This window comes from Pseudomonas protegens, from assembly GCF_003732485.1.
Lineage (GTDB): Bacteria > Pseudomonadota > Gammaproteobacteria > Pseudomonadales > Pseudomonadaceae > Aquipseudomonas > Aquipseudomonas protegens_B.
In genome coordinates this window covers 183,637-205,215 of record NZ_MOAK01000013.1, presented here as the reverse complement: position 1 = coordinate 205,215, position 21,579 = coordinate 183,637, and the positions used below count along the sequence as shown (strand labels likewise).

General features: G+C 65.5%; 21 protein-coding genes and 1 pseudogene. 18 read left to right on the top strand and 4 right to left on the bottom strand.

Annotated features, from left to right (window positions below; translation table 11 throughout):
• From BLX41_RS01455 to BLX41_RS01425, 7 genes are all read left to right on the top strand, one after another.
• Positions 1-2,729: hybrid sensor histidine kinase/response regulator (locus tag BLX41_RS01455; protein ID WP_148059670.1), on the top strand; the 2,729-nt coding region annotated here is incomplete at its 5' end.
• Positions 2,730-2,792: 63 nt separating this feature from the next.
• On the top strand, positions 2,793-3,389 hold the full coding sequence (locus BLX41_RS01450; protein ID WP_123723472.1) for a MarC family protein: 597 nt from the start codon (positions 2,793-2,795) through the stop codon (positions 3,387-3,389).
• A 40-nt stretch (positions 3,390-3,429) separates the two neighbouring features.
• The gene (locus tag BLX41_RS01445; RefSeq protein WP_123723471.1) at positions 3,430-4,326 is read left to right on the top strand and encodes a hypothetical protein; all 897 of its coding nucleotides are present in this window, start codon (positions 3,430-3,432) and stop codon (positions 4,324-4,326) included.
• A 3-nt stretch (positions 4,327-4,329) separates the two neighbouring features.
• On the top strand, positions 4,330-5,007 hold the full coding sequence (locus BLX41_RS01440; RefSeq protein WP_123723470.1) for a hypothetical protein: 678 nt from the start codon (positions 4,330-4,332) through the stop codon (positions 5,005-5,007).
• Positions 5,008-5,040: 33 nt separating this feature from the next.
• A complete protein-coding gene (locus BLX41_RS01435; protein ID WP_123723469.1) occupies positions 5,041-5,493 on the top strand; it encodes a hypothetical protein in 453 nt (150 codons plus the stop codon).
• Between the two features lie 26 nt (positions 5,494-5,519).
• Complete coding sequence (locus BLX41_RS01430) at positions 5,520-6,065, top strand: CPCC family cysteine-rich protein (RefSeq protein ID WP_123723468.1); 546 nt, start codon at positions 5,520-5,522, stop codon at positions 6,063-6,065.
• Positions 6,062-6,505: an SMI1/KNR4 family protein gene (locus tag BLX41_RS01425; RefSeq protein ID WP_123723467.1), complete on the top strand. Its 444-nt coding sequence runs from the start codon at positions 6,062-6,064 to the stop codon at positions 6,503-6,505. The genes BLX41_RS01430 and BLX41_RS01425 overlap by 4 nt, the downstream gene beginning before the upstream one ends.
• Before the next feature lie 74 nt (positions 6,506-6,579).
• On the opposite strand, the gene cobJ is transcribed toward BLX41_RS01425, so the two are convergent.
• The 4 genes from cobJ to cobG are packed head-to-tail and all read right to left on the bottom strand — an operon-like array spanning position 6,580 to position 10,964.
• The gene (gene cobJ / locus BLX41_RS01420) at positions 6,580-8,301 is read right to left on the bottom strand and encodes a precorrin-3B C(17)-methyltransferase (RefSeq protein WP_123723466.1); all 1,722 of its coding nucleotides are present in this window, start codon (positions 8,299-8,301) and stop codon (positions 6,580-6,582) included.
• Positions 8,301-9,032 carry a precorrin-2 C(20)-methyltransferase gene (locus BLX41_RS01415; protein WP_123723465.1) on the bottom strand — a complete coding sequence of 244 codons (732 nt, stop codon included), beginning with the start codon at positions 9,030-9,032 and terminating at the stop codon, positions 8,301-8,303. The genes cobJ and BLX41_RS01415 overlap by 1 nt, the downstream gene beginning before the upstream one ends.
• Positions 9,032-9,658 (bottom strand): precorrin-8X methylmutase, encoded by a 627-nt coding sequence (locus BLX41_RS01410; RefSeq protein ID WP_102862983.1) that lies wholly within the window; start codon positions 9,656-9,658, stop codon positions 9,032-9,034. Before BLX41_RS01410 ends, BLX41_RS01415 begins: the two co-directional genes overlap by 1 nt.
• Entirely contained in the window at positions 9,651-10,964 is a 1,314-nt protein-coding gene (cobG, locus tag BLX41_RS01405) for a precorrin-3B synthase (RefSeq protein ID WP_123723464.1), read from the bottom strand. Before cobG ends, BLX41_RS01410 begins: the two co-directional genes overlap by 8 nt.
• A gap of 131 nt (positions 10,965-11,095) precedes the next feature.
• Here cobG and cbiE point away from each other — a divergent pair, with 131 nt between their 5' ends.
• The 11 genes and pseudogenes from cbiE to BLX41_RS34145 all read left to right on the top strand — a co-directional run.
• Entirely contained in the window at positions 11,096-12,310 is a 1,215-nt protein-coding gene (gene cbiE / locus BLX41_RS01400) for a precorrin-6y C5,15-methyltransferase (decarboxylating) subunit CbiE (RefSeq protein WP_123723463.1), read from the top strand.
• Positions 12,311-12,403: 93 nt separating this feature from the next.
• Complete coding sequence (locus BLX41_RS01395; RefSeq protein ID WP_123723462.1) at positions 12,404-13,501, top strand: cobalt-precorrin-5B (C(1))-methyltransferase; 1,098 nt, start codon at positions 12,404-12,406, stop codon at positions 13,499-13,501.
• Positions 13,498-14,226: a cobalt-precorrin-6A reductase gene (locus BLX41_RS01390; protein ID WP_123723461.1), complete on the top strand. Its 729-nt coding sequence runs from the start codon at positions 13,498-13,500 to the stop codon at positions 14,224-14,226. The genes BLX41_RS01395 and BLX41_RS01390 overlap by 4 nt, the downstream gene beginning before the upstream one ends.
• 182 nt (positions 14,227-14,408) lie before the next feature.
• Complete coding sequence (locus BLX41_RS01385) at positions 14,409-14,711, top strand: type II toxin-antitoxin system RelE/ParE family toxin (RefSeq protein WP_123723460.1); 303 nt, start codon at positions 14,409-14,411, stop codon at positions 14,709-14,711.
• A gap of 3 nt (positions 14,712-14,714) precedes the next feature.
• Positions 14,715-15,005, top strand: a complete 291-nt coding sequence (locus tag BLX41_RS01380) for an addiction module antidote protein (RefSeq protein ID WP_123723459.1) — start codon at positions 14,715-14,717, stop codon at positions 15,003-15,005.
• A gap of 99 nt (positions 15,006-15,104) precedes the next feature.
• Positions 15,105-15,503 carry a DUF2946 domain-containing protein gene (locus BLX41_RS01375; protein ID WP_123723458.1) on the top strand — a complete coding sequence of 133 codons (399 nt, stop codon included), beginning with the start codon at positions 15,105-15,107 and terminating at the stop codon, positions 15,501-15,503.
• 49 nt (positions 15,504-15,552) lie between these two features.
• Positions 15,553-16,047: a copper chaperone PCu(A)C gene (locus BLX41_RS01370; protein WP_123723457.1), complete on the top strand. Its 495-nt coding sequence runs from the start codon at positions 15,553-15,555 to the stop codon at positions 16,045-16,047.
• 18 nt (positions 16,048-16,065) lie between these two features.
• A complete protein-coding gene (locus BLX41_RS01365; protein ID WP_123723456.1) occupies positions 16,066-16,512 on the top strand; it encodes a DUF2946 domain-containing protein in 447 nt (148 codons plus the stop codon).
• 88 nt (positions 16,513-16,600) lie between these two features.
• Positions 16,601-18,733, top strand: coding sequence for a TonB-dependent copper receptor (locus tag BLX41_RS01360; protein ID WP_123723455.1), 2,133 nt, complete (start codon positions 16,601-16,603; stop codon positions 18,731-18,733).
• Between the two features lie 99 nt (positions 18,734-18,832).
• Positions 18,833-20,215: a PepSY-associated TM helix domain-containing protein gene (locus BLX41_RS01355; RefSeq protein ID WP_123723454.1), complete on the top strand. Its 1,383-nt coding sequence runs from the start codon at positions 18,833-18,835 to the stop codon at positions 20,213-20,215.
• Between the two features lie 153 nt (positions 20,216-20,368).
• Positions 20,369-21,579, top strand: a pseudogene (locus BLX41_RS34145) (TonB-dependent receptor); the annotation flags it as partial.

Genomic DNA, 21,579 nt, shown 5'->3' with positions numbered 1-21,579 from the left:
TGAATCCGGCCCTGGCCGCTCAAGGCAGTGGCTGGGCGGTTTTGCTCGACGAACAGGCCGACCTGCAGCTCAGTGACATCCGCTCCCCGCGCTACACCAACCAGTTCAGCCCCATCGAGCTGGACAAGCTGACCGCCGCCGAACCCGATGGCGCCCTGTGGTTGCGCTTCAAGCTCCAACCGGGGACCCACGAGCAGATCCTGCGGATCTTCGCCCCCGACCTGTCCCACCTGAATCTCTACGTGCTCGACGGCGACAAGCTGATCGAACAAGTGAACACCGGCTCCAGCCAGTCGCAAGCCCAAAAGCCCCTGCCCAGCAGCGACTTCATACTGCCACTGCCGCAAAGTGCCAAGCCGCTGGAAGTCTATCTGCGCCTGGTGTCCGAACATGAACTGCGTCCCTACATCACCCTGCAAGCGGCAGTGATGGGCGCCGCCGACCAGAGCCAGACGCTGATCTACGGCCTGTTGTTCGGCTGCCTGGCGATGCTGATCCTGCACAACCTCACCCGTTTCGCCTACACCCGCTCGCGCAGCAGCCTGTGGCTGGCAGCCTGTGAGGGCCTGCTGACCCTCAGCCTGCTGATGCTGCTGAATCTGTTCGGTCCCTGGCTGCCGGACTGGCAAGCGTTGCAGACTCCGGGCGCCTATGTGGCCCTGCTGCTGACCGCGCCCTGCGGAATGATGTTCGCCTACCGTTTCTTCGCCCCACTGGGTCCGCACCCGCTGAACCGCCTGCTGCTGGGCAATATCCTGCTGATCGGCCTGTTCGGCCTGTTGCTGCTGTTCGTCAGCACCCTGCCGCTGAACATCATCACCTACGGCCTGGTGGCCCTGGCCGGCCTGAGCATGCTGTTCGTCGGCGGCTACCACTGGCACAAGGGCTATCGCCCGGCCCGGCTGTTCGTGACCGCCATGGTGATTTTCAACCTCGGCACCCTGGTGATACTGCCGGCGCTGCTGGGCCTGACCCTGGTGGCGCCGCAAGGGCTGATCGTCACCCTGCTGAGCGTGGTGTGCATCGCCGGACTGCTGATGAGCATTGCCCTGGGCGAGCGCCAGCGCAACATCACCGAGAACCGCTTCAGTGTCAGCCGCGACCTGGCCGCCAGCACCGCCGAGGTCAATGCCAAGGCCGAGTTCCTGGCCAAGATCAGCCACGAGATCCGCACCCCGATGAATGGCGTGCTGGGCATGACCGAGCTGCTGCTGGGCACCCCGCTGTCGGTCAAGCAGCGCGATTACGTGCAGACCATCCACAGTGCCGGCAACGAGCTGCTGACCCTGATCAACGAGATCCTCGACATCTCCAAGCTGGAGTCCGGGCAGATCGAACTGGACGACGTGCAGTTCGACCTCAACGCCCTGATCGAGGATTGCCTGAGTATCTTCCGGGCCAAGGCCGAGCAGCAGAACGTCGAACTGATCAGCTTCATCCAGCCCCAGGTGCCGCGGGTCATCAGCGGCGACCCGACGCGCCTGCGCCAGGCCCTGCTGAGTCTCCTGGAAAACGCCCTGAAGAAGACCGACGAAGGCGAAGTGCTGATCGTCGTCGCCCTCGACGAGCGCAGCAGCAAGCCGCGCCTGCGCATTGCCGTACAGGACAGCGGCCAGCCCATGGATACCGAGGAGCGCGAGGCGCTGCTGCACACCGAACTGCACAGCAAGAACTTCCTCGCCACCACCCGCCTGGGTGGCAACCTGGGCCTGGTGATCGCCCGCCAGTTGATCCTGTTGATGCACGGCGAATTCGGTATCAAGAGTGGCACCAACCAGGGCAGCACCCTGTGGTTGACCCTGCCCCTGGATGCCGAGCGCCTGGAGCATCCCACCGCCGACCTCGACGGCCCCTTGCAAGGCGCGCGGGTGCTGGTGGTGGACGACAACGACCCCTGCCGCAAGGTCCTGGTGCAGCAATGCAGCGCCTGGGGCCTGAACGTCAGTGCCGTGCCTTCGGGCAAGGAAGCCCTGGCCCTGCTGCGGACCAAGGCGCACCTGCGGGACTACTTCGACGTGGTGCTGCTGGACCAGAACATGCCCGGCATGACCGGCATGCAACTGGCGGCGAAGATCAAGGAAGACCCGAGCCTGAACCACGACATTCTGCTGATCATGCTCACCGGCATCAGCAACGCGCCGAGCAAGGTGATTGCGCGCAATGCCGGGATCAAGCGCATCCTCGCCAAGCCGGTGGCCGGCTACACCCTCAAGACCACCCTGGCCGACGAGCTCAATCAGCGCGACAAGGCTCCCGCCGCTCCCTACAACATGCCACTGAGCCCGACACCCGGCCCGCCGCCGGTCACTGTACCCAGCGACTTCAGCATCCTGGTGGCCGAGGACAACAGCATCTCCACCAAGGTCATCCGCGGCATGCTGGGCAAGCTCAACCTGCAACCCGACACCGCCAGCAACGGCGAAGAGGCCTTGCAGGCAATGAAGGCCAAGCGCTACGACCTGGTGCTCATGGACTGCGAAATGCCGGTGCTCGACGGTTTCTCCGCCACCCAGCAGTTGCGGGCCTGGGAGGTCGGCAACCAACGGGTGCGCACCCCGGTGGTGGCGCTGACCGCGCACATCCTCGCCGAGCACAAGGAGCGCGCACGCCAGGCCGGCATGGACGGGCACATGGCCAAGCCGGTAGAGCTGTCGCAACTGCGCGAGCTGGTGGAACACTGGGTCACCCAGCGCGACCTGCGCGAGCGCAGCGCCGCCCACACCAGTTGAGCCGACAGCCTCTGCGGCGCCTGTTAAACTCTGGCTCGCCCTCCCTAGTCGTGAGCTCCCGCCATGCTCCACGTGCTGTTCAGCGTTTACCTGAAGATGCTGGTGCTCTATAGCCCGTTCTTCGTCCTTTCGTGCTTCATCAGCCTGACCCGGGGCTACTCCTCCAAGGAACGCCGGCGCCTGGCCTGGAAAGTCGCCCTGGCCACCCTGGTCTCCAGCATCTTGCTGTACCTGTTCGGGCGGGTGATCTTCAGCGTATTCGGCATCACCGTGGATGCCTTCCGCATCGGCGCCGGCAGCGTGCTGTTCATCTCGGCCCTGGGCATGGCCCAGGGCAAGTCGGCGGTACAGACCGACAACGTGCAGCAAGACGTGACCATAGTGCCGCTGACCATTCCCTTGACCGTGGGCCCCGGCACCATCGGCGCCCTGCTGGTGATGGGGGTCAGCCAGCCCCACTGGGACGACAAGCTCACCGCCATTCTCAGCATCGCCTTGGCCAGCCTCACCGTGGGCGTGGTGCTGTACCTGTCCAACCGCATCGAACGCATCCTCGGCGACCAGGGATTGCAGATCGTCAGCCGGCTGATGGGACTGTTCGTCTGTGCCCTGGCGGCACAGATCATCTTCACCGGGGTCAGGGGCTACCTGGTCCCTTAAGTCCGCCAGACACTATTCAAATCAAGCGACAGGCAACGGAATGCAGACTCTTCAACGCCCCACCGACACGGCGCGCTTCCCGCGCCTTGTGCAAATCGGCCGCGGCCTGGCCTGCCTGCTGGCCGGGCTCCTGTTCATGCCCCTCCCGGCGCTGGCTGGCGAATCGCCCCAGGCCAAGCTCGAGGCCTGGCTGAATCAGACCAGTGAATCCAGTGAGCGCTTTGGCGACTTCAAGGTCTACCACCGCCGGGACGGCAGCAGCCCCCGGGAAATCACCTACAAGGGCCAGCTCTATCGGCCGCTGAACGCCTGGCAGATCACCGATGTAAAACCCACCGGGGCGACCCAGGGCGGACAGCCCGTGCTGCTGGCCACCACTATCGAGTGGATGGGGGTCGGCACGGTGCTGATAGCGGTGCAGAACGACACACCGCTGGCCCGCATCCTCAGCCCGGTCAAAAGTCGCGACGAGCCCGACTGGGGCCAGCCACAGCCCGGGCGCAACGACCTGCTGCTGTTCCCCGAAGGCGCACGCGCCCTGGTGCCCTCCACCGGGCAAGTCCTGTGGTTCGACGAGCGATTGCCCGGCTGGGGGTTCTCCCACTACGCCATGTTGGTGTCCGTGTCGCCGGACAATCGCAGCGCCGCATTTCTGGGCAAGGAAGGGCTGCTGCTCAGCTCGGCGGAGCAGGGGGTGTATGCCCAGCTGCCGATCAGCAAGGAGATGAACCTGAGCCAGCTCTGGCCACTGTTCAACGAAGCCGGCGCCCGTGCGCGAAAGGCCCTGGACGAAGGCCGGCGCATTGACCAGGGGCGCCTGCATCATGCCTTGCAGGTGGATTGGGTTGGCCGGCAGTTCAGCTGGCAGCAGGTGCAGGGAACCTGGCAACTCAAGGGTCTGGGGCTGACCTCCAGCCCTCTGAAGAAGGAGCATTGAGTGATGACCGTTCTACGCCCAGGGCCCACTCGACACCTGCTGCAACTGACCGCGGCCATTGTGCTGGGCGGTTGCGCCAGCCATGGTGCCGATCAACCCAGCGATATTCGCACCGAAGACGCCAAGGCGGCAGAAGCAGTGCTGGAGCTTCAGGTCAGCTTCGCCAAAGCGCCGGACTACAAGCCCGAAACCTCCGGCCCCTATGCGTACAGCCAGTACGTGAAGATCGAAGGCGCCCCGACGCTGCAGATCCCGTTCTACCAGAAGGGCATCGGCTTCGAACTGGGCGTGGTCGGTGACCCACGGGCGTTGCTTGCCCTGCCCTACCCCTCGCCCAAGGCCGACTCCGCGAGCAACACCTTGCGGGTTGTCGGCCAGCAGCTGGACAGCACCCACTACCGCTTTGTGGTGCTGCCGCTGTCGGGCTGGAACAGCCTCGACAGCTTCGAGGTGGCCTTCGCCCACAACGGCCGGCGCGAAGCCATGACCTTCACCTACAGCACGCAAGTGGCCTGCAATAGCAGCTTCGCGGTGACGACGCCGACCTATGGTTTCGCCCTGTCGGTGGCGGCACGCTTCCCCAAGGGAGTCTCGGGCTGCCTCAAGGCCTGCGATGCACGCCCGGGGTACGCCGGGCAATGCGCTTACAATTCCGGTTTCCGACAAGTCTCGAACCTGTAGAAAATCCCTTCCAGCAGGAGCAGGAACCGCACCATGCCCTACAGCGCCGACGCAGCCTTTATCCAGGAACAATGGCAGGCCGGGTGCTTCCCTCGGGAAAACACCCTGGTCCTCAGCAGCAGGTTCTACTGCCTGTTCGACCTGCCCTACGAACATCCCCTTCTGCTCAACAAAGGCTGGATGCCGGCCCTGGACTATCTCCAACAGGATGAGCCTGATTTCGTCACCACCCTGGGCTTGTGCGCCGATGGCCCACAATCGTTCTATGCCCGGGGTGGCGAGACCGCAGGCTACGGCGGCGACGGCTTCCTGGCCTTACAGGAAAAAGGCTCGGATGCACTGATCTGGCTGATTGCCTTGCGGGACACCAACCCCTTCAACCGGGTAGAGATCCAGGACCAGTACCTCCATGCCGAGTCAACCTCCGGAGTCAGGGTACGAGTTCCCATCGAACGGCCCGATCAGTTGACCCTGACCTGGCCCTGAACCGCGCCTTCAACAAGCCGAGCCCCATGGAAAAACTCACCGCCAACGCCGCCATCGACCTTCTGAGCACACACAGGCTACCCGACCTCGACGTCGCCGCCCGAGCCTCCCATCTCTTGAACTGGTGGGGGATGGACAGCGACGACCTTGAGTTCGCGACACTTCCACCCAGCCTGCAACAACAGATCATGACCCAACCGGAGCCCCCGGAAGAGGTAATGGACCCGCACTACGACGCCCTGCTGCTGATCGCCCTGCGCGCCGAATACCGTGGCGTCACCCACCTGTACCTGATGCGCAGCCTGCGCGAGGCCGGGCTCGGGGACTATGCCGTCAGCCCCGATACCGAGTACCTGCAAGCCTGCCCCTGCTGCGAATATCGAACCCTGTCGGAGCGAGGTGCGTACGAGATCTGCGACCTGTGCCACTGGGAGGATGACGGCATGCAGGCACTGGATGTACAGAGCGGACCCAACGCCATGACCCTGGGCCAGGCCCGGAAACGATTTGCTGAGAACATGAGCCATTTGCCGTTGGACAAATGGCCGCACGCCACCCAGGAAAATCCATGATTCCCCCGCAGTTGATCGCCCTGATCGAAGCCCAGCCTCGCTACCGCCCGCGCCCAGAAGCCGCCGAGGTCACCCGGGCCCTGGAAGCCCTGGGCATTGCCCTGGACAGCGAGTTCGCGCAGATCTACCTGACCTGCCACCCCGCCGACTTCGAAAGCCGAGCGAACTACGAAGTGCTGATGGATATCGCCGAGCCCACCGAAGAGATCCTCATGGGCACCGAGTTCATTCATGAGGTCTGGGAACTGCCCCACAACTTTGTCGCCTTTACCTCATTGCAAGGCGAAGGCGGCTACTTGCTGGACAAGGACAGCGGCGGCGTCTGGGATTTCGACCTGGGCGACCGGGAAGCTTTCATCGCCGGCCGCATCCCGGCCAGATGGGCCAGCTTCTTCGAATTCATCCACTGGCTGCTGACCGCCGAACCCACCGACCCGTAGGAACCGGCCTGCCGGCGAAGAGGCCCCTGAGCCTTGCACGGCTCTGGTGGACGCCTTCGCCGGCAAGCCGGCTCCTACAAGGGCTTATTGCCGTACCAGCGCGGGGTGTACACCCACTCGCCGCCCTCGGCCCGGGGGAAGACGCAGGTGGTGGAAGACCCCACCAGCACCATGGTGCGCATGTCCACCTGCTCCGGGGTCAGCTCGCCGAGGGTGATGACCCGCAGCGTCTGGCCCGGACGCCCAATGTCGCGCCCCAATACCACCGGGGTTTGCGGCGTGCGGTGCTGGCGCACGATCTCCAGGGCCCGGCCCAGTTGCCAGGGGCGGGAACGAGAGATGGGGTTGTAGAAGGCCAGGGCCAGGTCGGCCTGGGACGCCAGGTCCAGGCGTTTCTCGATGATGTCCCAGGGCTTGAGGTTGTCCGACAGCGACAGCACGCAGAAGTCATGGCCCAGCGGCGCACCCGCTTGGGCGGCGGTGGCCAGGGAGGCGGAGACGCCAGGGAGGATCTCCAGGTCGACGCGGTGCCAGGCCGGATCGCCGGATTCGTGCAGGGCTTCCAGGACCGCGGCCGCCATGGCGAACACCCCCGGATCGCCGGATGACACCACCACCACCGAACGCCCCTGGGCCGCCAGTTCGAATGCGTGGCGGGCGCGCTGCATTTCTTCGCGGTTGTCGGTGCAGTGCATCACCTGATCGGCGCGGAACGGGCCGGCCATGCGCACGTAGGTTTCATAGCCCAGGATGTCATTGGCCCGGGCCAGTTCGGCCTTGACCGCCGGCACCATGAGCTCGGCCGCGCCAGGACCGAGGCCGATGACCGCCAGGCGTCCGCGGCGACGACCGATCCGCTCCGGGTCCAGGGGCTGGTTGGCCACGGCAATGGCGATGTCGTCCCCCACCTTCAGCGGCGGCAGCAATTGCGGCACGGCTTGCTGTGCCAGCTCGACGACACCGCCGGCGGCCGGCAGGAAACGCAGCGGCACCCCCAGTTGCGCAGCTGCCTGGTGCAGGGCGCGGTCGGCCATGTCGTTGTCGGCCGCCAGCAGGCAGGCGACAGACTGCACGGCGATTCGCGCCTGATGCAGGGCCTGGCGGATGTGCGTGGCGAGGTCGGTAGCGCTGTCGCCAGCACGCTGGCTCCTGCGGCAGGCGATGAGGACGCTGCGGGGGTAGATCAGCAGCTCATTGGCCGCAGGCTCACGCTCGGCAGAGCCGACCCGGATGGTCAGGCGGGCCTGGTCATCCTCGGGCAGCTTTGCTGCGGCCAGCCAGGGTGCTGCGCCTTCGATACGCACGCTTTCGCCACCCAGCAGGTCGGAAACGAAACGCTTGCCCAGTTCCAGGTCGCCCAGGGCATAACCGCTGGGCGGGTTGAGCAGGCAGGTGCCAAAGCGCAGTTCACCGCTGGTGGTAATGGCCGCGGCCACGCCAAGGCCCGCAGCGATTTCCCGGGCCATGACGTTGACGCCGCCAAGGCCGCCCAGCAGCGGCACCACGGCGCTGCCGTCTTCGGCCACTGCCAGCACCGGCGGTTCGGCGCCTTTTTCCAGCAGCAGCGGCGCCAGAGTGCGGATCACGATGCCCGCTGCACACAGGGCGATAATGGGCGTGTCCTGTTGATAGAGCTGACGCAGGGTGGCACCGAATTCGTGGTAGATCCGATCGGCGCCTTCGACCCGTTCCGCCAGACCGTGGATCAACGAGTCGGGATACAGCCGCTGGATCTGCCGCGCGGTGTCGAGGCTGCCTTGGCCAAGGATGACGATGGCCGGAGTTGAACGGGCCATCAGCCTTGCCACCTTTCGCCGGGCACGATGATCAGCGAGAAGTACGGCGAGGACATCGGCTCCACTTCATCCAGCGGCACGATCTTCTGGTTGGCCATGGTGGCGCGCTCGACGTACAGCGCACGCTGCGCCAGCCCCAGTTCCTCCAAAACCTGGCGCACCTTGGGGAAGTTGCGCCCCAGCTTCATCACCACCGCCGCATCGGCGTCCGCCAGACGCCGCTTGAGTTCGTCATGGGGCAGCACGCCCGAGAGCACCGACAGGCTCTGGTTGCGATACACCAGGGGCGCGCCCAGCACCGAAGCGCCGCCCAGCATCGAGCACACACCCGGCACCACTTCGGCCTGGTAACGCTCGGCCAGACGATCATGCAGGTACATGTAGGAACCGTAGAAGAACGGGTCGCCTTCGCAGATCACCGCCACATCGCGGCCAGCATCCAGATGCTGCGCCAGCTCTTCGCTGGCGCTGTCGTAGAAGTCGCTGATCACTTGCTCGTAGGACAGCGGCGCCGGCAGCACTTCGGTGGTGACCGGGTACACCAGCGGCAGCAAAGTCTGGGCCTGTTGCAGGTGCCCTTCGATGATGCCGAAGGCGTTGCCCTTCTTGCCCTTGGCCACGAAATAGGCCACCACCGGCGACTCGCGCAGCAGGCGCAGGGCCTTCAGGGTAATCAGCTCCGGATCACCAGGACCCACGCCAAGGCCGATCAAACGTCCAGGTTGCTGCATCATTCGATCTCCGTGGCCAGGGCGTTGACGGCGGCGGCGGCCATGGCGCTACCGCCCAGGCGACCCTGCATGATCACAAAGGGCACGCCGCGGCTGTCGGCGGCGAGCATCGCCTTGGATTCGGCGGCGCCGACGAAGCCCACCGGGAAGCCGAGGATCAGCGCCGGTTTCGGCGCGCCGGCGTCGAGCATTTCCAGGAGGTAGAACAGGGCGGTGGGCGCATTGCCGATCACCACGACGCTGCCCTCCAGGTGCGGACGCCAGAGCTCCAGGGCCGCCGCCGAGCGGGTGTTGCCCAGCTCTCGGGCCAGCTCCGGGACGCTGTCGTCGCGCAAGGTACAGATCACTTTGTTGTTGGCCGGCAGGCGTGCCCGGGTAATGCCTTCAGAGACCATCCGTGCATCGCAGAGGATCGGTGCCCCGGCGGCCAGGGCATCGCGCCCGGCCTTGCCGGCGCCCGCGGAGAACTGCAGGCCGTCAATGGCCTCGACCATGCCGCAGGCGTGGATCACCCGTACCGCGAGTTTTTCCAGGTCGGCGGGAATGCGATCCAGCTTGGCTTCTTCGCGGATGATCGCGAAGGAGTTGCGATAGATCTCCTGACCGTCGCGGATGTAATCAATCATCTAGGTGGCTCCGTGGGCGGGCATCAAGCAGTGCCTCTGCCGCTTCAATAGAAAGGTTGCGTGCGTGCAGCGTGCCGAAACCCGGCTGCGCTGCATCGCGCAAATACAAGTCGTAACGCCCTGGGGCCATCGCCAGCAGGGTGGCCGGCGCCACATGGGCGGCGGCGCAGGAACGGGAACAGGCCGACAGGTGCACCGCCCGCTGGCGGCCATGGCGCTGGAGCAGGGCTGCCAACTTCAGCGCATCGCCCTTGGTGTCGGCCAGGGCTTTGCCGCAGCCACTGGAGCCGGTACAGGCAATCAAGTGGGCCAGGGACTGTTCAGGGCTGCACAGCAGGCCCAATTGGCTCAGCCGCGCCGTGACCTCGGGGGCATCCGAGGGGGCAATGCCGGGCAGCAGCAGGCTCTGCCAGGGTGTGAAGCGCAGGCTGGCGTCGCCGTACTGTTCGGCCAGTTGCGCTGCGCCCTTGAGCATGACGGGATCAAGGCGCCCCAGGGGCGCAACCGCACCGACATAGACCCGCCCGCTTTCACGCTGTGGATAAGTTCCCAGGTGCAGCCCTGCGAGCGAGGCCGGACGCTGCCAGCCGTCGAGGCTCAACAAGGGGCGACTCAGGCGCGGGTTCAGTTGGGCGAGAAAATCCGCCACCGATACCTGCGCCAACAGGTGGCGCATCCGCGTCTGCTCGGGCGTCGCCAGCTCAAGAAACAGCTCCAGCACCGCCACCAGCAGTTCATGAGCCAGTTCCTGGGGCACTGCCGCCAAGGGTTTATCCACAGGGCTGCCGGCCAGGCCGAAAGCCAACAGCAACTGTCCCTCTCGCACAAAGGCTGCCAGCCACAGATCGTGGTGATGTTCGAGCATGGCCAGGGCTTCGCCGCCATCGAGTTGCACGGCGAACTTGGCCGACAGTTCATGCAAGCGCGGGTGACTCTGCAAGGTCTCGAGGATCTGCCCGGCCAGGGGCCGGGTATCCATCAGCGCTTGCCGATCAATCCCGGCGCTGGGGCTGAGCATCAGGTTGCGCACATCATCACCGGCGGCGGTGGTCGGTCCCAGGCCGGCCGCCAGCAGTTTGTCGATCAGAGCCTGATGCTCGGGGCCAATGCCGCGAATCTGCAGGTTGGCGCGGTTGGTAGCCTCGATCACGCCGCCGGCATAAGCCTGCGCCGCCTCGGCCACCGCCGTTGCCTGGGCCGTACTGATGGCCCCGCCCGCCAGCTTGATCCGGCAGATGCCACCGTCCAGCGCCGGGACAATGCGCAGCAACCCCGGGCAGGCCGAGGGGCGGATGGCGGTGGACATCGGACGTTCGTTCAAAGGGGCGACCGGCAGTGTGGGAAAAGCGCTTCGTCAGCGAAGGCGCGGTATTATGCCTGCTTTGTCCGAGGGCATGAAAAGCCTGCCGGTCGGAACCTTCGGTTTGAGGAATATAGATGTCGCCCTGGCTGACAGTAGTGGGAATCGGTGAAGACGGCTTCAAGGGCCTGGGCAGGAACGCCCGCCATGCCCTGCTGGGCGCTTCACGGATCATCGGCGGCCAGCGCCAGCTGGATCTGCTGCCGGCATGCATCCGGGGCGAACGCCAGTTGTGGCCCAGCCCGTTCTCACTGGAGCCGGTGCTGAGCCAGCGCGGGATGCCGGTCTGCGTACTGGCCAGCGGCGATCCGATGCTGTTCGGCGTCGGTGCCAGCCTGGCCCGGCAACTGCCGGCCGAGGAGCTGCAGGTACTGCCCTTCCCCTCCGCCTATTCCCTGGCCGCCGCCCGCCTGGGCTGGGCCCTGCAGGAGGTGGTCACGCTGTCGGTGGTGGCACGCCCGATTGCCGCGCTCAACGCCCAACTGTTCAGCGGCGTGCGCCTGCTGGTGCTGAGCAATGACCGCCACAGCCCGGCCGCCATCGCCGGACTGCTGCGCGAGCGCGGCTTCGGCCCAAGCCGGATCACCGTACTGGAGCACCTGGGCGGGCCCTTGGAACGACGCCTGGACAGCACCGCCGATAAATGGAGCGATCCGGCGATCGCCGACCTCAACCTGTTGGCCATCGAATGTCGCGCCGCCACCGATACGCCGCAACTGTCCCGTCTGGCCGGCCTGCCGGACTCGGCCTTCCGCCATGACGGCCAGTTGACCAAGCGGGACGTGCGCGCCATCACCCTGGCCCGCCTGGCCCCCGTGCCCGGTGAACTGCTCTGGGATGTGGGGGCCGGCAGCGGCTCCATTGGTATCGAATGGATGCGTGCCCACCCCAGTTGCCGGGCCCTGGCCATCGAAGCCGATGACGGCCGCCAGCAGTTGATCGAACACAACCGCGACGTGCTCGGGGTACCCGGGCTGCAACTGATTCGCGGCAGCGCCCCCCAGGCCCTGGCCGGACTGGAACGTCCGGATGCGGTGTTCATCGGCGGTGGCGTGACCCGCGAAGGCGTATTGCAGACTTGCTGGGAGCAGCTCAAGCCCGGTGGGCGCCTGGTGGCCAACGCGGTGACCCTGCAAAGTGAAACGACCCTGATGCACTGGCGCGACCGGTACGGCGGTGAACTGACCCGCATCCATATCGCCCAGGCTCAGCCCCTGGGGGAGTTCGACACCTGGCGCCAGGCCCTGCCGATCACTCTGCTGGACCTGCACAAACCCCGGGACCTGCCATGAACCTTGCAGGAGCGGGCTTGCCCGCGAAAGCGTTTACCAAAGAGAGCGCAGTGCACCCTTCGCGAGCAAGCTCGCTCCTACGGGGGCCGGGGCATGCGTGAGGAAACAGCGGAACAACCCGCGCCCCTGCGCAGCGGCCTGACCACCGGCAGCTGCGCCACGGCCACCAGCCTGGCCGCCGCTCGCCTGCTCCTGGGGGGCGTCAATGCGGACGCGGTGGATATCGTCCTGCCCAAGGGTAAACAGGTGCAGATGCGCCTGGAGTTCTGCCGCCGTACCGGCGACGGTGCCGAAGCCGGAACCCTCAAGGATGCCGGCGACGATCCGGACGTGACCCACGGCGCCCTGCTCTACTCCCAGGTACGCCTGACCCGCGAGCCGGGAATCCGCTTTATCGCCGGCCAGGGCGTGGGCACCGTGACCCGCCCCGGGCTGGTGCTGGCGGTGGGCGAGCCGGCGATCAATCCCGTGCCGCGCCGGATGATCGGCGAGCACCTGCAACGGCTCGCCGAGGAGCAGGCCTACTCCGGCGGGTTCGAAGTCACGGTGAACGTCGAGGGCGGAGCGGAACTGGCCCTGAAAACCATGAACCCGCGCCTGGGGATTCTTGGCGGGCTGTCGATCCTGGGCACCAGCGGCATTGTCCGACCCTTCTCCTGCGCCGCCTACATCGCCTCGATCCACCAGGGCATCGACGTGGCCAAGACCAATGGCTACCTGCACATCGCCGCCTGCACGGGCAACGCCAGCGAAGACACCATGCGTCGGGTCTATGAGCTGCCGGAAATCGCCCTGATCGAAATGGGCGACTTCGTCGGCGCGGTGCTCAAGCACTTGCGCAAAGTACCTGTGGATAAACTCAGCCTGTGCGGCGGCTTCGGCAAGATCAGCAAGCTGGCCGCCGGGCACATGGACTTGCACAGCCGCCACTCCAGCATCGACCTGCCGCAACTGGCGCAATGGGCCGCCGATTCAGGTGCCGATACGGCGCTGCAACAGGCCATCCGCGAGGCCAATACCAGCCAGCAGGCCCTGGCCATGGCCAGCGCCGCGGGGGTCGCCCTGGGCGACGCGGTGTGCCAGCACGCCCTGGACTTCGCCCGCAGCGTGGTGCCCGCTCAAGTCCAGGTGGAAGTCTTCGCCATCGATCGCCAGGGCGGCATCGTCGGTCACGCCGGAGCCTGGCAATGACCCGCATCCTGCTATTGGGCGGGGTCACCGAGGCCCTGGCCATTGCCCGCACCCTGGGCCCAACACATATCTACAGCCTGGCCGGAGTAGGTCGGGTGCCCACCGACCTGAACTGCCAGGTACGGGTTGGCGGCTATGGCGGTGCCGAGGGGCTGGCCCGCTTTATCCGCGAAGAGCGCATCGGCCTGCTGCTGGATGCCACCCACCCTTACGCGGCACAGATCAGCGCCAATGCACAGGCCGCCGCGCAACTGGCGGGAATTCCCTGCTGGGCCTTACGGCGTCCGGCGTGGCAGCCGCAGCCCGGGGATGACTGGCGCGAGATCACGGATTGGCCGCACTTGGTGCAGGCCTTGAACCCCTTCAAGCGCCCCCTGTTCACCCTGGGTCGCGAACCCTTGCAGCATCTGGATGAAATTCCGGCCGGCCAGTTCTGGACCCTGCGGGCCCTGGACGCCTACCCGGGCAACCCGCGCTGTGAAGTGATCGGGGCCCGCGGGCCGTTCCTGATCGAGGACGAACGGGCGCTGTTCGAGCGTCGGCAGATCGACGTGCTGATCAGCAAGAACAGCGGCAGCAGCGCCACCGAACCCAAGCTGGAAGTGGCCCGCGAGCGGGGTATACCGGTGCTGGTGCTCAAGCGTCCCGAGCTGCCCGAGGTCGACCGCCGCTTTGCCAGCGTAGCCGAGGTACTGAGCGCCCTGGGGCAGCTGTCTCACGCCTGACAGACAAAGACGCCAAGCCCCACAGACTCTTGGGATTCCCCTGGCAGCGATCGATAAGACAGTGCTTTAGCCTCCTTGGAACGATTCAGTGGCGACCGGTTCATCAATGGCCGGTCGTCGCACCAATCGATTTCAGTCTGGCAAATGACTTGCCAGCCAGTATCCCAAGGAATACAGTCGCCATGTTCGTCTTTGAGCAGACTCAGGCGTTCACCCACTGGCTGCTACGCCTAAAGGATCCCCAGGGAAAAACCCGCGTGCTGGCCCGGATCAGGGCGGCGCAACTGGGCCGTTTCGGCGACTGCGAACCCGTGGGCGAAGGTGTCTATGAAATGCGCATCCATCGCGGCCCCGGCTACCGGGTGTACTTCTCGCGCCGGGACACCGTGATCTACCTGTTGCTGATCGGCGGTGACAAGAGCACCCAGAGACGCGATATCCAACGCGCCAGACAGCTGGCCCATGACCTCAAGAGCGAGGGCTGAAACATGCGTACCCCAGTGACCCGCTTCGACGCGGCAGAGTACCTCAAGACCCCGGAAGACATGGTGGCCTACCTCGACGCCTGCTTCGAGGAAGACGCCGGCGACGGCGTGCTGATCCGCGCCGCCCTCAACGACATCGCCCGCGCCCGGGGCATGACCCAGGTGGCCCGCGACACCGGCCTGGGTCGCGAGAGCCTGTACAAGTCCCTGGGCAGCCAGGGCAATCCCGAGTTCGCGACTATCATCAAGGTCATGAAGGCACTGGGACTCAAGCTCCACGTCAGCCTGGCCTGAACTGGCACTGCGACACCACACCACATACGCTGCTTTTTTACTTATCCACAGCGATCAGGCTAAATACCCGCCTGATCGCTCAACCGACGGATCGTCCCCATGTCCCGACAACGGCTCGCATTTGCCTGGATCGCCTGCTTCGCAGTGCTGTTCAACATGCTTGCCATGCCGCTTTCCGGGGCCATGCAACGCAACGATTCGGGGCTGGACGAACAACTGCTGTGGGGCAGCTTCTGCTCTTCCAGCGGCACCAGGATGGTGGCCATTTCCCTGGGCCAGCTTGAGCAGAAAGCCCCGCAGAACGACGACCACTCGAACATGCAGCACTGCTGGTGCTGCGCAGGCTCGGCGCCTCTGGTGGCCCTGCCCGGCCATGTGCCCCAGCTGAATTTCATTCGTTTCGCCGTCCAGCCGGGCGCGCCGCAACCAAAGATCGCAATGCTCACCCTGCGCCAGCAATGGCCCAGCCTGAACCCCGGTGCCCCGCCTCTGGCATGATTCCCTTTCGCAAGTGATCTGCGTTTTTGAATCGTTCTGGAGAACCGTCATGTCCAAACCGTCCCTGGTCAAGCAATCCCTGCTCCTGGCCGCACTGCTGCTGCCTGCCTGTTTCGCCACCGCCCACGACTACAAGGCCGGCGAGTTGCAGATCGCCCATCCCTGGTCACAGGAGCTGCCGCCGAACGCGCCGACCGTCGCCGCCTACTTCGTGGTGCACAACCCGGGCAAGAACGCCGACACCCTGCTCAGTGTCGACTCGCCGATCTCCGGCCGGGCCGAACTGCATGAACACGTCATGCAAGGCGACATGATGAAAATGCAGCAAGTGGCCAAGGTCACGGTGCCCGCCGGCGGCGAGGCGACCTTCGCCCCCATGGGCTACCACGTGATGCTGATGGAGCTCAAAGACCGCAGTTTGCTCAGCGACGGCAAGCGCTTCCCGTTGACCCTGCACTTTGAAAAGGCCGGCGATGTCACCGTCGAAGTGGCGGTACAGAAGCAACCGCCGGCCGCCACGCAAGAGTCCAAGCACGCTCACTAAGCTGACCGGCTCGTTACCGTGAACACCCCGCACGCGCCTGGCCGCAGACGGTCCGCGCCGCGTCGCAACTCCCAGGGAGTGCGACGCGGCAGCTGGATCAGCCTGTTCGCCATGCTGATGATCTTTATCGGCCCGCTGATTTCTCAGTCGATGCCGATGGATCACGCGATGCCGATGAACATGTCCGTCTCCATGGACATGGGCGACGGCGCGCCCGGCTGTCACGGTGAAAGCCCGCATCACGCCCAACAGGGCAAGTCCCAGGGCGAACAGCACGTACTCTGGGAAAAATGCGGCTATTGCAGCCTGCTGTTCAATTGCCCGGCACTGCCTTCGGGCCTGTCGTTCGCCGCTCTGTTCGCGCCGCCCACAGCGTATTTCCTGATCCCCGTCACGCGCCTGGGCCACGCCCGGCAGACCGTGTTCCCCGGCGCCCTGACCCGCGCCCCGCCGATCCTCGTCTGAATCCCCTGTTCATCTCACACGGCCGACTGTCATCGCGACAGCCGCGTAGCTGCGGCCGTGTCATTCAAGACCGATCGATGGAACATCTATGTTTTCTGCTGATACTCGCCTGGGCGCTGCCCAGCCATCCAAGCCCTTTGCTCTGAACCCGTCGCGCCTGCGTTTCAACCATGCCCTGGCGGTGCTTTGCGGCGCGCTGCTGACACCCCTGGCCCTGGCCGACGAGCCCCCGACGGACCACTCCCGACACGGCACGCAATTGAGCCCGACGGTGATCACCGCCATCGCCCCCAGTTCGCCCCTGACCGTGGTCACCAATCCCAAGGACCCGCGCCAGCCGGTCCCGGCCAGTGACGGCGGCGACTACCTGAAGACCATTCCCGGCTTCGCCCTGGTACGCAATGGCGGCACCAACGGCGACCCGGTGCTGCGGGGCATGTTCGGCTCGCGCCTGAACATCCTCACCAACGGCGGCATGATGCTCGGCGCCTGCCCCGGCCGCATGGATGCACCGACCTCCTACATCTCCCCGGAAACCTACGATCGCCTGACCGTGATCAAGGGCCCACAAACCGTACTCTGGGGCCCGGGCGCCTCGGCCGGCACCGTGCTCTTCGAGCGTGAACCGGAGCACTTCGGCGAACTCGGCACCCGGGTCAACGCCAGCCTGCTGGCGGGTTCCAACGGCCGCTTCGACAAGACCCTGGATGCTGCCGCCGGCGGCACCCTGGGCTACGTGCGGGTGATCGGCAACACCGCCCACGCCGACGACTACAGGGACGGCAACAACGACACCGTGGCCTCGCGCTATGACAAGTGGAACGGTGACGTGGCCCTGGGCTGGACCCCGGACGCCGACACCCTGCTGGAGCTCACCGCCGGCAAGGGCGACGGCGAAGCCCGCTACGCCGGCCGCGGCATGGACGGCTCGCAGTTCAAGCGCGAAAGCCTGGGCCTGCGTTTCGAAAAATCCAACATCGGCGAGGTCCTGGACAAGGTCGAGGCCCAGGTCTACTACAACTACGCCGACCACGTGATGGACAACTACAGCCTGCGCACCCCTTCGGGCACCGGGATGATGGCCGGCCCCATGGCCTCCAACGTCGACCGTCGTACCCTCGGTGCGCGGATCAAGGCCACCTGGCGCTGGGCCGACCTGCAGTTGATCGGCGGCCTGGATGCCCAGACCAATGAACACCGCACTCGGGCCAGCAACGGCGTCGATACCTACAAGCAACTGCCCCGCACCAAGGACGCCGACTTCCACAACTACGGCGCCTTCGGCGAACTGACCTGGTACGCCGCCGAGCGCGACCGCCTGATCACCGGCGCCCGCCTGGACCGCGCCTCGGCCAAGGACTACCGGCAGAGCATCGGTTCGGGAATGATGAACCGCGCCAACCCCACTGCCGGCGATACCCGGGCCGATACCCTGCCCAGCGGCTTCGTGCGTTACGAGCACGACCTGGCCGACAGCCCGACCACGCTGTACGTCGGCCTTGGCCACACCCAGCGCTTCCCCGACTACTGGGAGCTGTTCTCGCCGAAAATGGGCCCGGCGGGCTCGGTGAACGCCTTCGATTCGATCAAGCCGGAAAAGACCACCCAGCTGGACTTCGGCCTGCAATACCAGGATGAAGACCTGGAAGCCTGGGCCTCGGGCTATATCGGCCAGGTGCGCGACTACATCCTCTTCGACTACAGTCCTGCCATGGGCGGCATGAGCACCTCTCGGGCCGAGAACATCGACGCACGGATCATGGGCGGCGAACTGGGTGCGGCCTACAAGCTGACCTCCAACTGGAAAGCCGATGCGACCCTGGCCTACGCCTGGGGCAAGAACAGCAGCGACGGCAAGGCCCTGCCGCAGATGCCGCCGCTGGATGCGCGCTTCGGCCTGACCTACAGCGAGGACGACTGGAGCGCCGGGGCCTTGTGGCGGGTGGTGGCGGCGCAAAACCGCGTCGACCTGAACAAGGGCAACGTGGTCGGCAAGGACTTCGGCAAGAGCGGTGGCTTCGGCGTGTTCTCCCTCAACGGCGCCTACCGGGTCACCAAGAACCTCAAGCTCAGCACCGGGGTCGACAACCTGTTCGGCAAGGCCTATGCCGAACACCTGAACCTGGCGGGCAACGCCGGCTTCGGCTACCCGGCCAATGATCCACAGGCGATCAGGGAACCAGGGCGCACCCTCTGGACCAAGGTCGACCTGAGCTTCTGATGCCCCTTCGCCGGCACGCCGGCTCCTCGCCGTAGGAGCTGGCTTGCCAGCGAACAGCCCCCATAAGAAAAGATCCACTGCCCTGCGGAGCGTTCCCCGATGAATCGACCCAAAGTGTCTTTCTACAACCTGGCCTGGCGCTGGCATTTCTACGCTGGGCTGTTCGTTGCCCCTTTCATGGTGATGCTGGCCCTGACCGGCATCGTCTACCTGTTCAAGCCACAACTGGACCCGTTGATGTACGGCAGCCTGCTCAAGGTTCCCCCCGGCCATCACAGCCTGAGCGCCGATGAGCTGCTGCAACGGGTGCAAGCGGCCTACCCCCAAGGTCATATCAAACAATACCTGCCGCCCCTGGATAGCGAACGCAGCGCGCAGTTCGTGGTGCAGGACGCCGGCCACGAACTCAACGTGTTCATCGACCCCTACCACGGCGACGTGCTCGGCGAGCAGGATGCCAAGGCCAACCTGCAGGCCGTGGCTCGGGCCATTCACGGCGAGCTGATGATCGGCACCGTCGGTGACCGGCTGGTGGAACTGGCCGCCGGTTGGGGCATCGTCCTGGTGGTCTCGGGCCTGTACCTGTGGTGGCCCCGGGGCCCGTCTTCGGCGGGCGTGCTGTGGCCCCGTTTCAGCGCCCGCGGCCGACTGTTCTGGCGTGATCTGCACAGCGTGCTGGGCTTCTGGGGCGCGGCCTTTCTACTGCTGATGCTGCTCAGCGGCATGACCTGGACCGGCTTCTGGGGCAAGCAGTACGCCGACCTGTGGAACCGTTTCCCGGCGGCCATGTGGAACAACGTACCGACCTCCGACCAGCAGGCCCGGGAACTCAACAGCGCCACACGCCAGACCGTACCCTGGGCCCTGGAAAACACCCCGATGCCAATGTCCGGCGACCACGCCGAGCACATGGCCCACAACGCCGCGGACGCAGCACCGGCAGCCCCGTCCATCAGCCTGCAAGCGGTGCAGGACATCGCTCGCCAGCGCCAGGTCGAAGCGGGCTACAGCATCACTCTGCCCAGTAGCGCCACCGGCGTGTTCACTATCGCCGTGTTCGCCGACGACCCGCGTAACGACGCCACCCTGCATGTTGACCAGTACAGCGGCAAGGTCCTGGCCGACGTGCGCTGGCAGCATTACAGCAACGTGGCCCGGGCCACGGAGCTTGGGGTGATGCTGCACGAAGGCAAGATGTTCGGCCGCTTCAACCAGATCCTGGTGCTGGTGGTGTGCCTGATGATCCTGCTCAGCGCCGTGAGCGGCATCGTCATGTGGTGGCAGCGTCGTCCCCAGGGCCGTCTCGGTGTACCCCCACTGCGCCACGACCTGCCGAAATGGAAAACCGCGATCTTGATCATGGCGCTGCTGGCCCTGGCGTTTCCTTTGGTTGGAGCCTCGTTGATTGTGGTATGGCTGCTCGACCGCCTGCTGCTATCACGCTTCAACCGTGGGCCTGAATCTGCTTCATCTTCAACATGAATCAGCCGAGATGCGCATTCCAGAGGGCTCTGTAGAATTCCGGCGCTTTAGCCGTGCACAGTTATAATGTTACTTTATAACGCCAAAGTGTAAGATCCCTGCCCGCAGTCACCGCTGCGGGCAACCCTCTCGAAGAAGTGATTCACCGTCCCGATGAACAAGTACTTGCTGCCCAGCCTTTGCCTGATGGCCTTGCCTTCCCTGGCCCAGGCGGATGATTCCGCCGCCTCCCTGACCCTGCCCACCGGCACCATTTCGGCTCCGGCCAGCGAGGCCGACGACAGCGTCAGCCTGAAGACCCCCACCAGCGCCGGTTCGCGCTTGGGCCTCAGCGCCCTGGAAACCCCGGCCAGCACCGACAGCCTGAGCGGCGAACGGATTCGCGCCCGAGGCGAGCGCAGCATTCAGGATGCGGTATCGCGCAGCGCCGGGATCAGTCGCACCGGCACCCCGGGCGACGGTGGCACTTCGTTGTCGGCACGGGGTTTCACCGGGCAGAGCTCGGTGATGCAGCTGTATGACGGCAACCGCATGTACACCGGCATGGGCACTGTGACCTTCCCGGTGGACACCTGGGCGGTGGAGCGGGTCGACGTGCTGCGCGGCCCGGCCTCGGTGCTGTATGGCGAAGGCGCCACCGGCGCGGTGATCAACACCGTGGCGAAAAAGCCCTTCAGCGGCGCGATCGAAAACCACCTGCGCCTGGGCTACGGCTCCTACGATCGCCAGCAGCAGGCCCTGGACAGCGGTGGCTCCCTGAGCGACACCCTGAGCTACCGGCTCAACCTCAACCGCGAGCGCAGCAACGGCTGGATCGACCGTGGCGATTCCTCCGGCGATTTCGTCAGCGCCGCCCTGCGCTGGCAGGCCCGTGATGACCTGGCCTTTACCCTGGCCCATGACTACGGCGATCAGAACCCGATGAACTACTTCGGCACGCCGCTGATCAACGGGCGTTTGCACAAGAGCCTGCGGGACAAGAACTACAACGTGCGCAATGACAAGCAGCACTACAACGACCAGTGGACCCGCCTGACCAGTGAATGGCAGATTTCCGACAACGTCAGTGCCAGCAACGAGCTGTACTACCTCAAGGCCCAGCGCCGTTGGCAGAACGCCGAGAACTACAACTTCAACTCGACCACTGGCCAACTGAGCCGCAGCGGCAACTACGGTATCGGCCACCAGCAGGAACAGGTCGGCGACCGCCAGACCTTCACCTTCAAGCACTCGCTGTTCGGCCTCGACAGCCAGACCCTGACCGGCGTCGACTACAACCGCATCCGCTTCCACCTCAAGAGCAACTCGCCCTTCAAGGACACCTTTGCCGACGGGCAGCCGATCGACCTCTATCACCCGGCCCA

Bases quoted from the DNA above. Each gene is read 5' to 3' on its own strand.
- BLX41_RS01450 (WP_123723472.1), top strand. From the start codon at position 2,793: ATGCTCCACGTGCTGTTCAGCGTTTACCTGAAGATGCTGGTGCTCTAT.
- BLX41_RS01445 (WP_123723471.1), top strand. From the start codon at position 3,430: ATGCAGACTCTTCAACGCCCCACCGACACGGCGCGCTTCCCGCGCCTT.
- BLX41_RS01440 (WP_123723470.1), top strand. From the start codon at position 4,330: ATGACCGTTCTACGCCCAGGGCCCACTCGACACCTGCTGCAACTGACC.
- BLX41_RS01435 (WP_123723469.1), top strand. From the start codon at position 5,041: ATGCCCTACAGCGCCGACGCAGCCTTTATCCAGGAACAATGGCAGGCC.
- BLX41_RS01430 (WP_123723468.1), top strand. From the start codon at position 5,520: ATGGAAAAACTCACCGCCAACGCCGCCATCGACCTTCTGAGCACACAC.
- BLX41_RS01425 (WP_123723467.1), top strand. From the start codon at position 6,062: ATGATTCCCCCGCAGTTGATCGCCCTGATCGAAGCCCAGCCTCGCTAC.
- cobJ (WP_123723466.1), bottom strand. From the start codon at position 8,301: ATGGCCCGTTCAACTCCGGCCATCGTCATCCTTGGCCAAGGCAGCCTC.
- BLX41_RS01415 (WP_123723465.1), bottom strand. From the start codon at position 9,032: ATGCAGCAACCTGGACGTTTGATCGGCCTTGGCGTGGGTCCTGGTGAT.
- BLX41_RS01410 (WP_102862983.1), bottom strand. From the start codon at position 9,658: ATGATTGATTACATCCGCGACGGTCAGGAGATCTATCGCAACTCCTTC.
- cobG (WP_123723464.1), bottom strand. From the start codon at position 10,964: ATGTCCACCGCCATCCGCCCCTCGGCCTGCCCGGGGTTGCTGCGCATT.
- cbiE (WP_123723463.1), top strand. From the start codon at position 11,096: ATGTCGCCCTGGCTGACAGTAGTGGGAATCGGTGAAGACGGCTTCAAG.
- BLX41_RS01395 (WP_123723462.1), top strand. From the start codon at position 12,404: ATGCGTGAGGAAACAGCGGAACAACCCGCGCCCCTGCGCAGCGGCCTG.
- BLX41_RS01390 (WP_123723461.1), top strand. From the start codon at position 13,498: ATGACCCGCATCCTGCTATTGGGCGGGGTCACCGAGGCCCTGGCCATT.
- BLX41_RS01385 (WP_123723460.1), top strand. From the start codon at position 14,409: ATGTTCGTCTTTGAGCAGACTCAGGCGTTCACCCACTGGCTGCTACGC.
- BLX41_RS01380 (WP_123723459.1), top strand. From the start codon at position 14,715: ATGCGTACCCCAGTGACCCGCTTCGACGCGGCAGAGTACCTCAAGACC.
- BLX41_RS01375 (WP_123723458.1), top strand. From the start codon at position 15,105: ATGTCCCGACAACGGCTCGCATTTGCCTGGATCGCCTGCTTCGCAGTG.
- BLX41_RS01370 (WP_123723457.1), top strand. From the start codon at position 15,553: ATGTCCAAACCGTCCCTGGTCAAGCAATCCCTGCTCCTGGCCGCACTG.
- BLX41_RS01360 (WP_123723455.1), top strand. From the start codon at position 16,601: ATGTTTTCTGCTGATACTCGCCTGGGCGCTGCCCAGCCATCCAAGCCC.
- BLX41_RS01355 (WP_123723454.1), top strand. From the start codon at position 18,833: ATGAATCGACCCAAAGTGTCTTTCTACAACCTGGCCTGGCGCTGGCAT.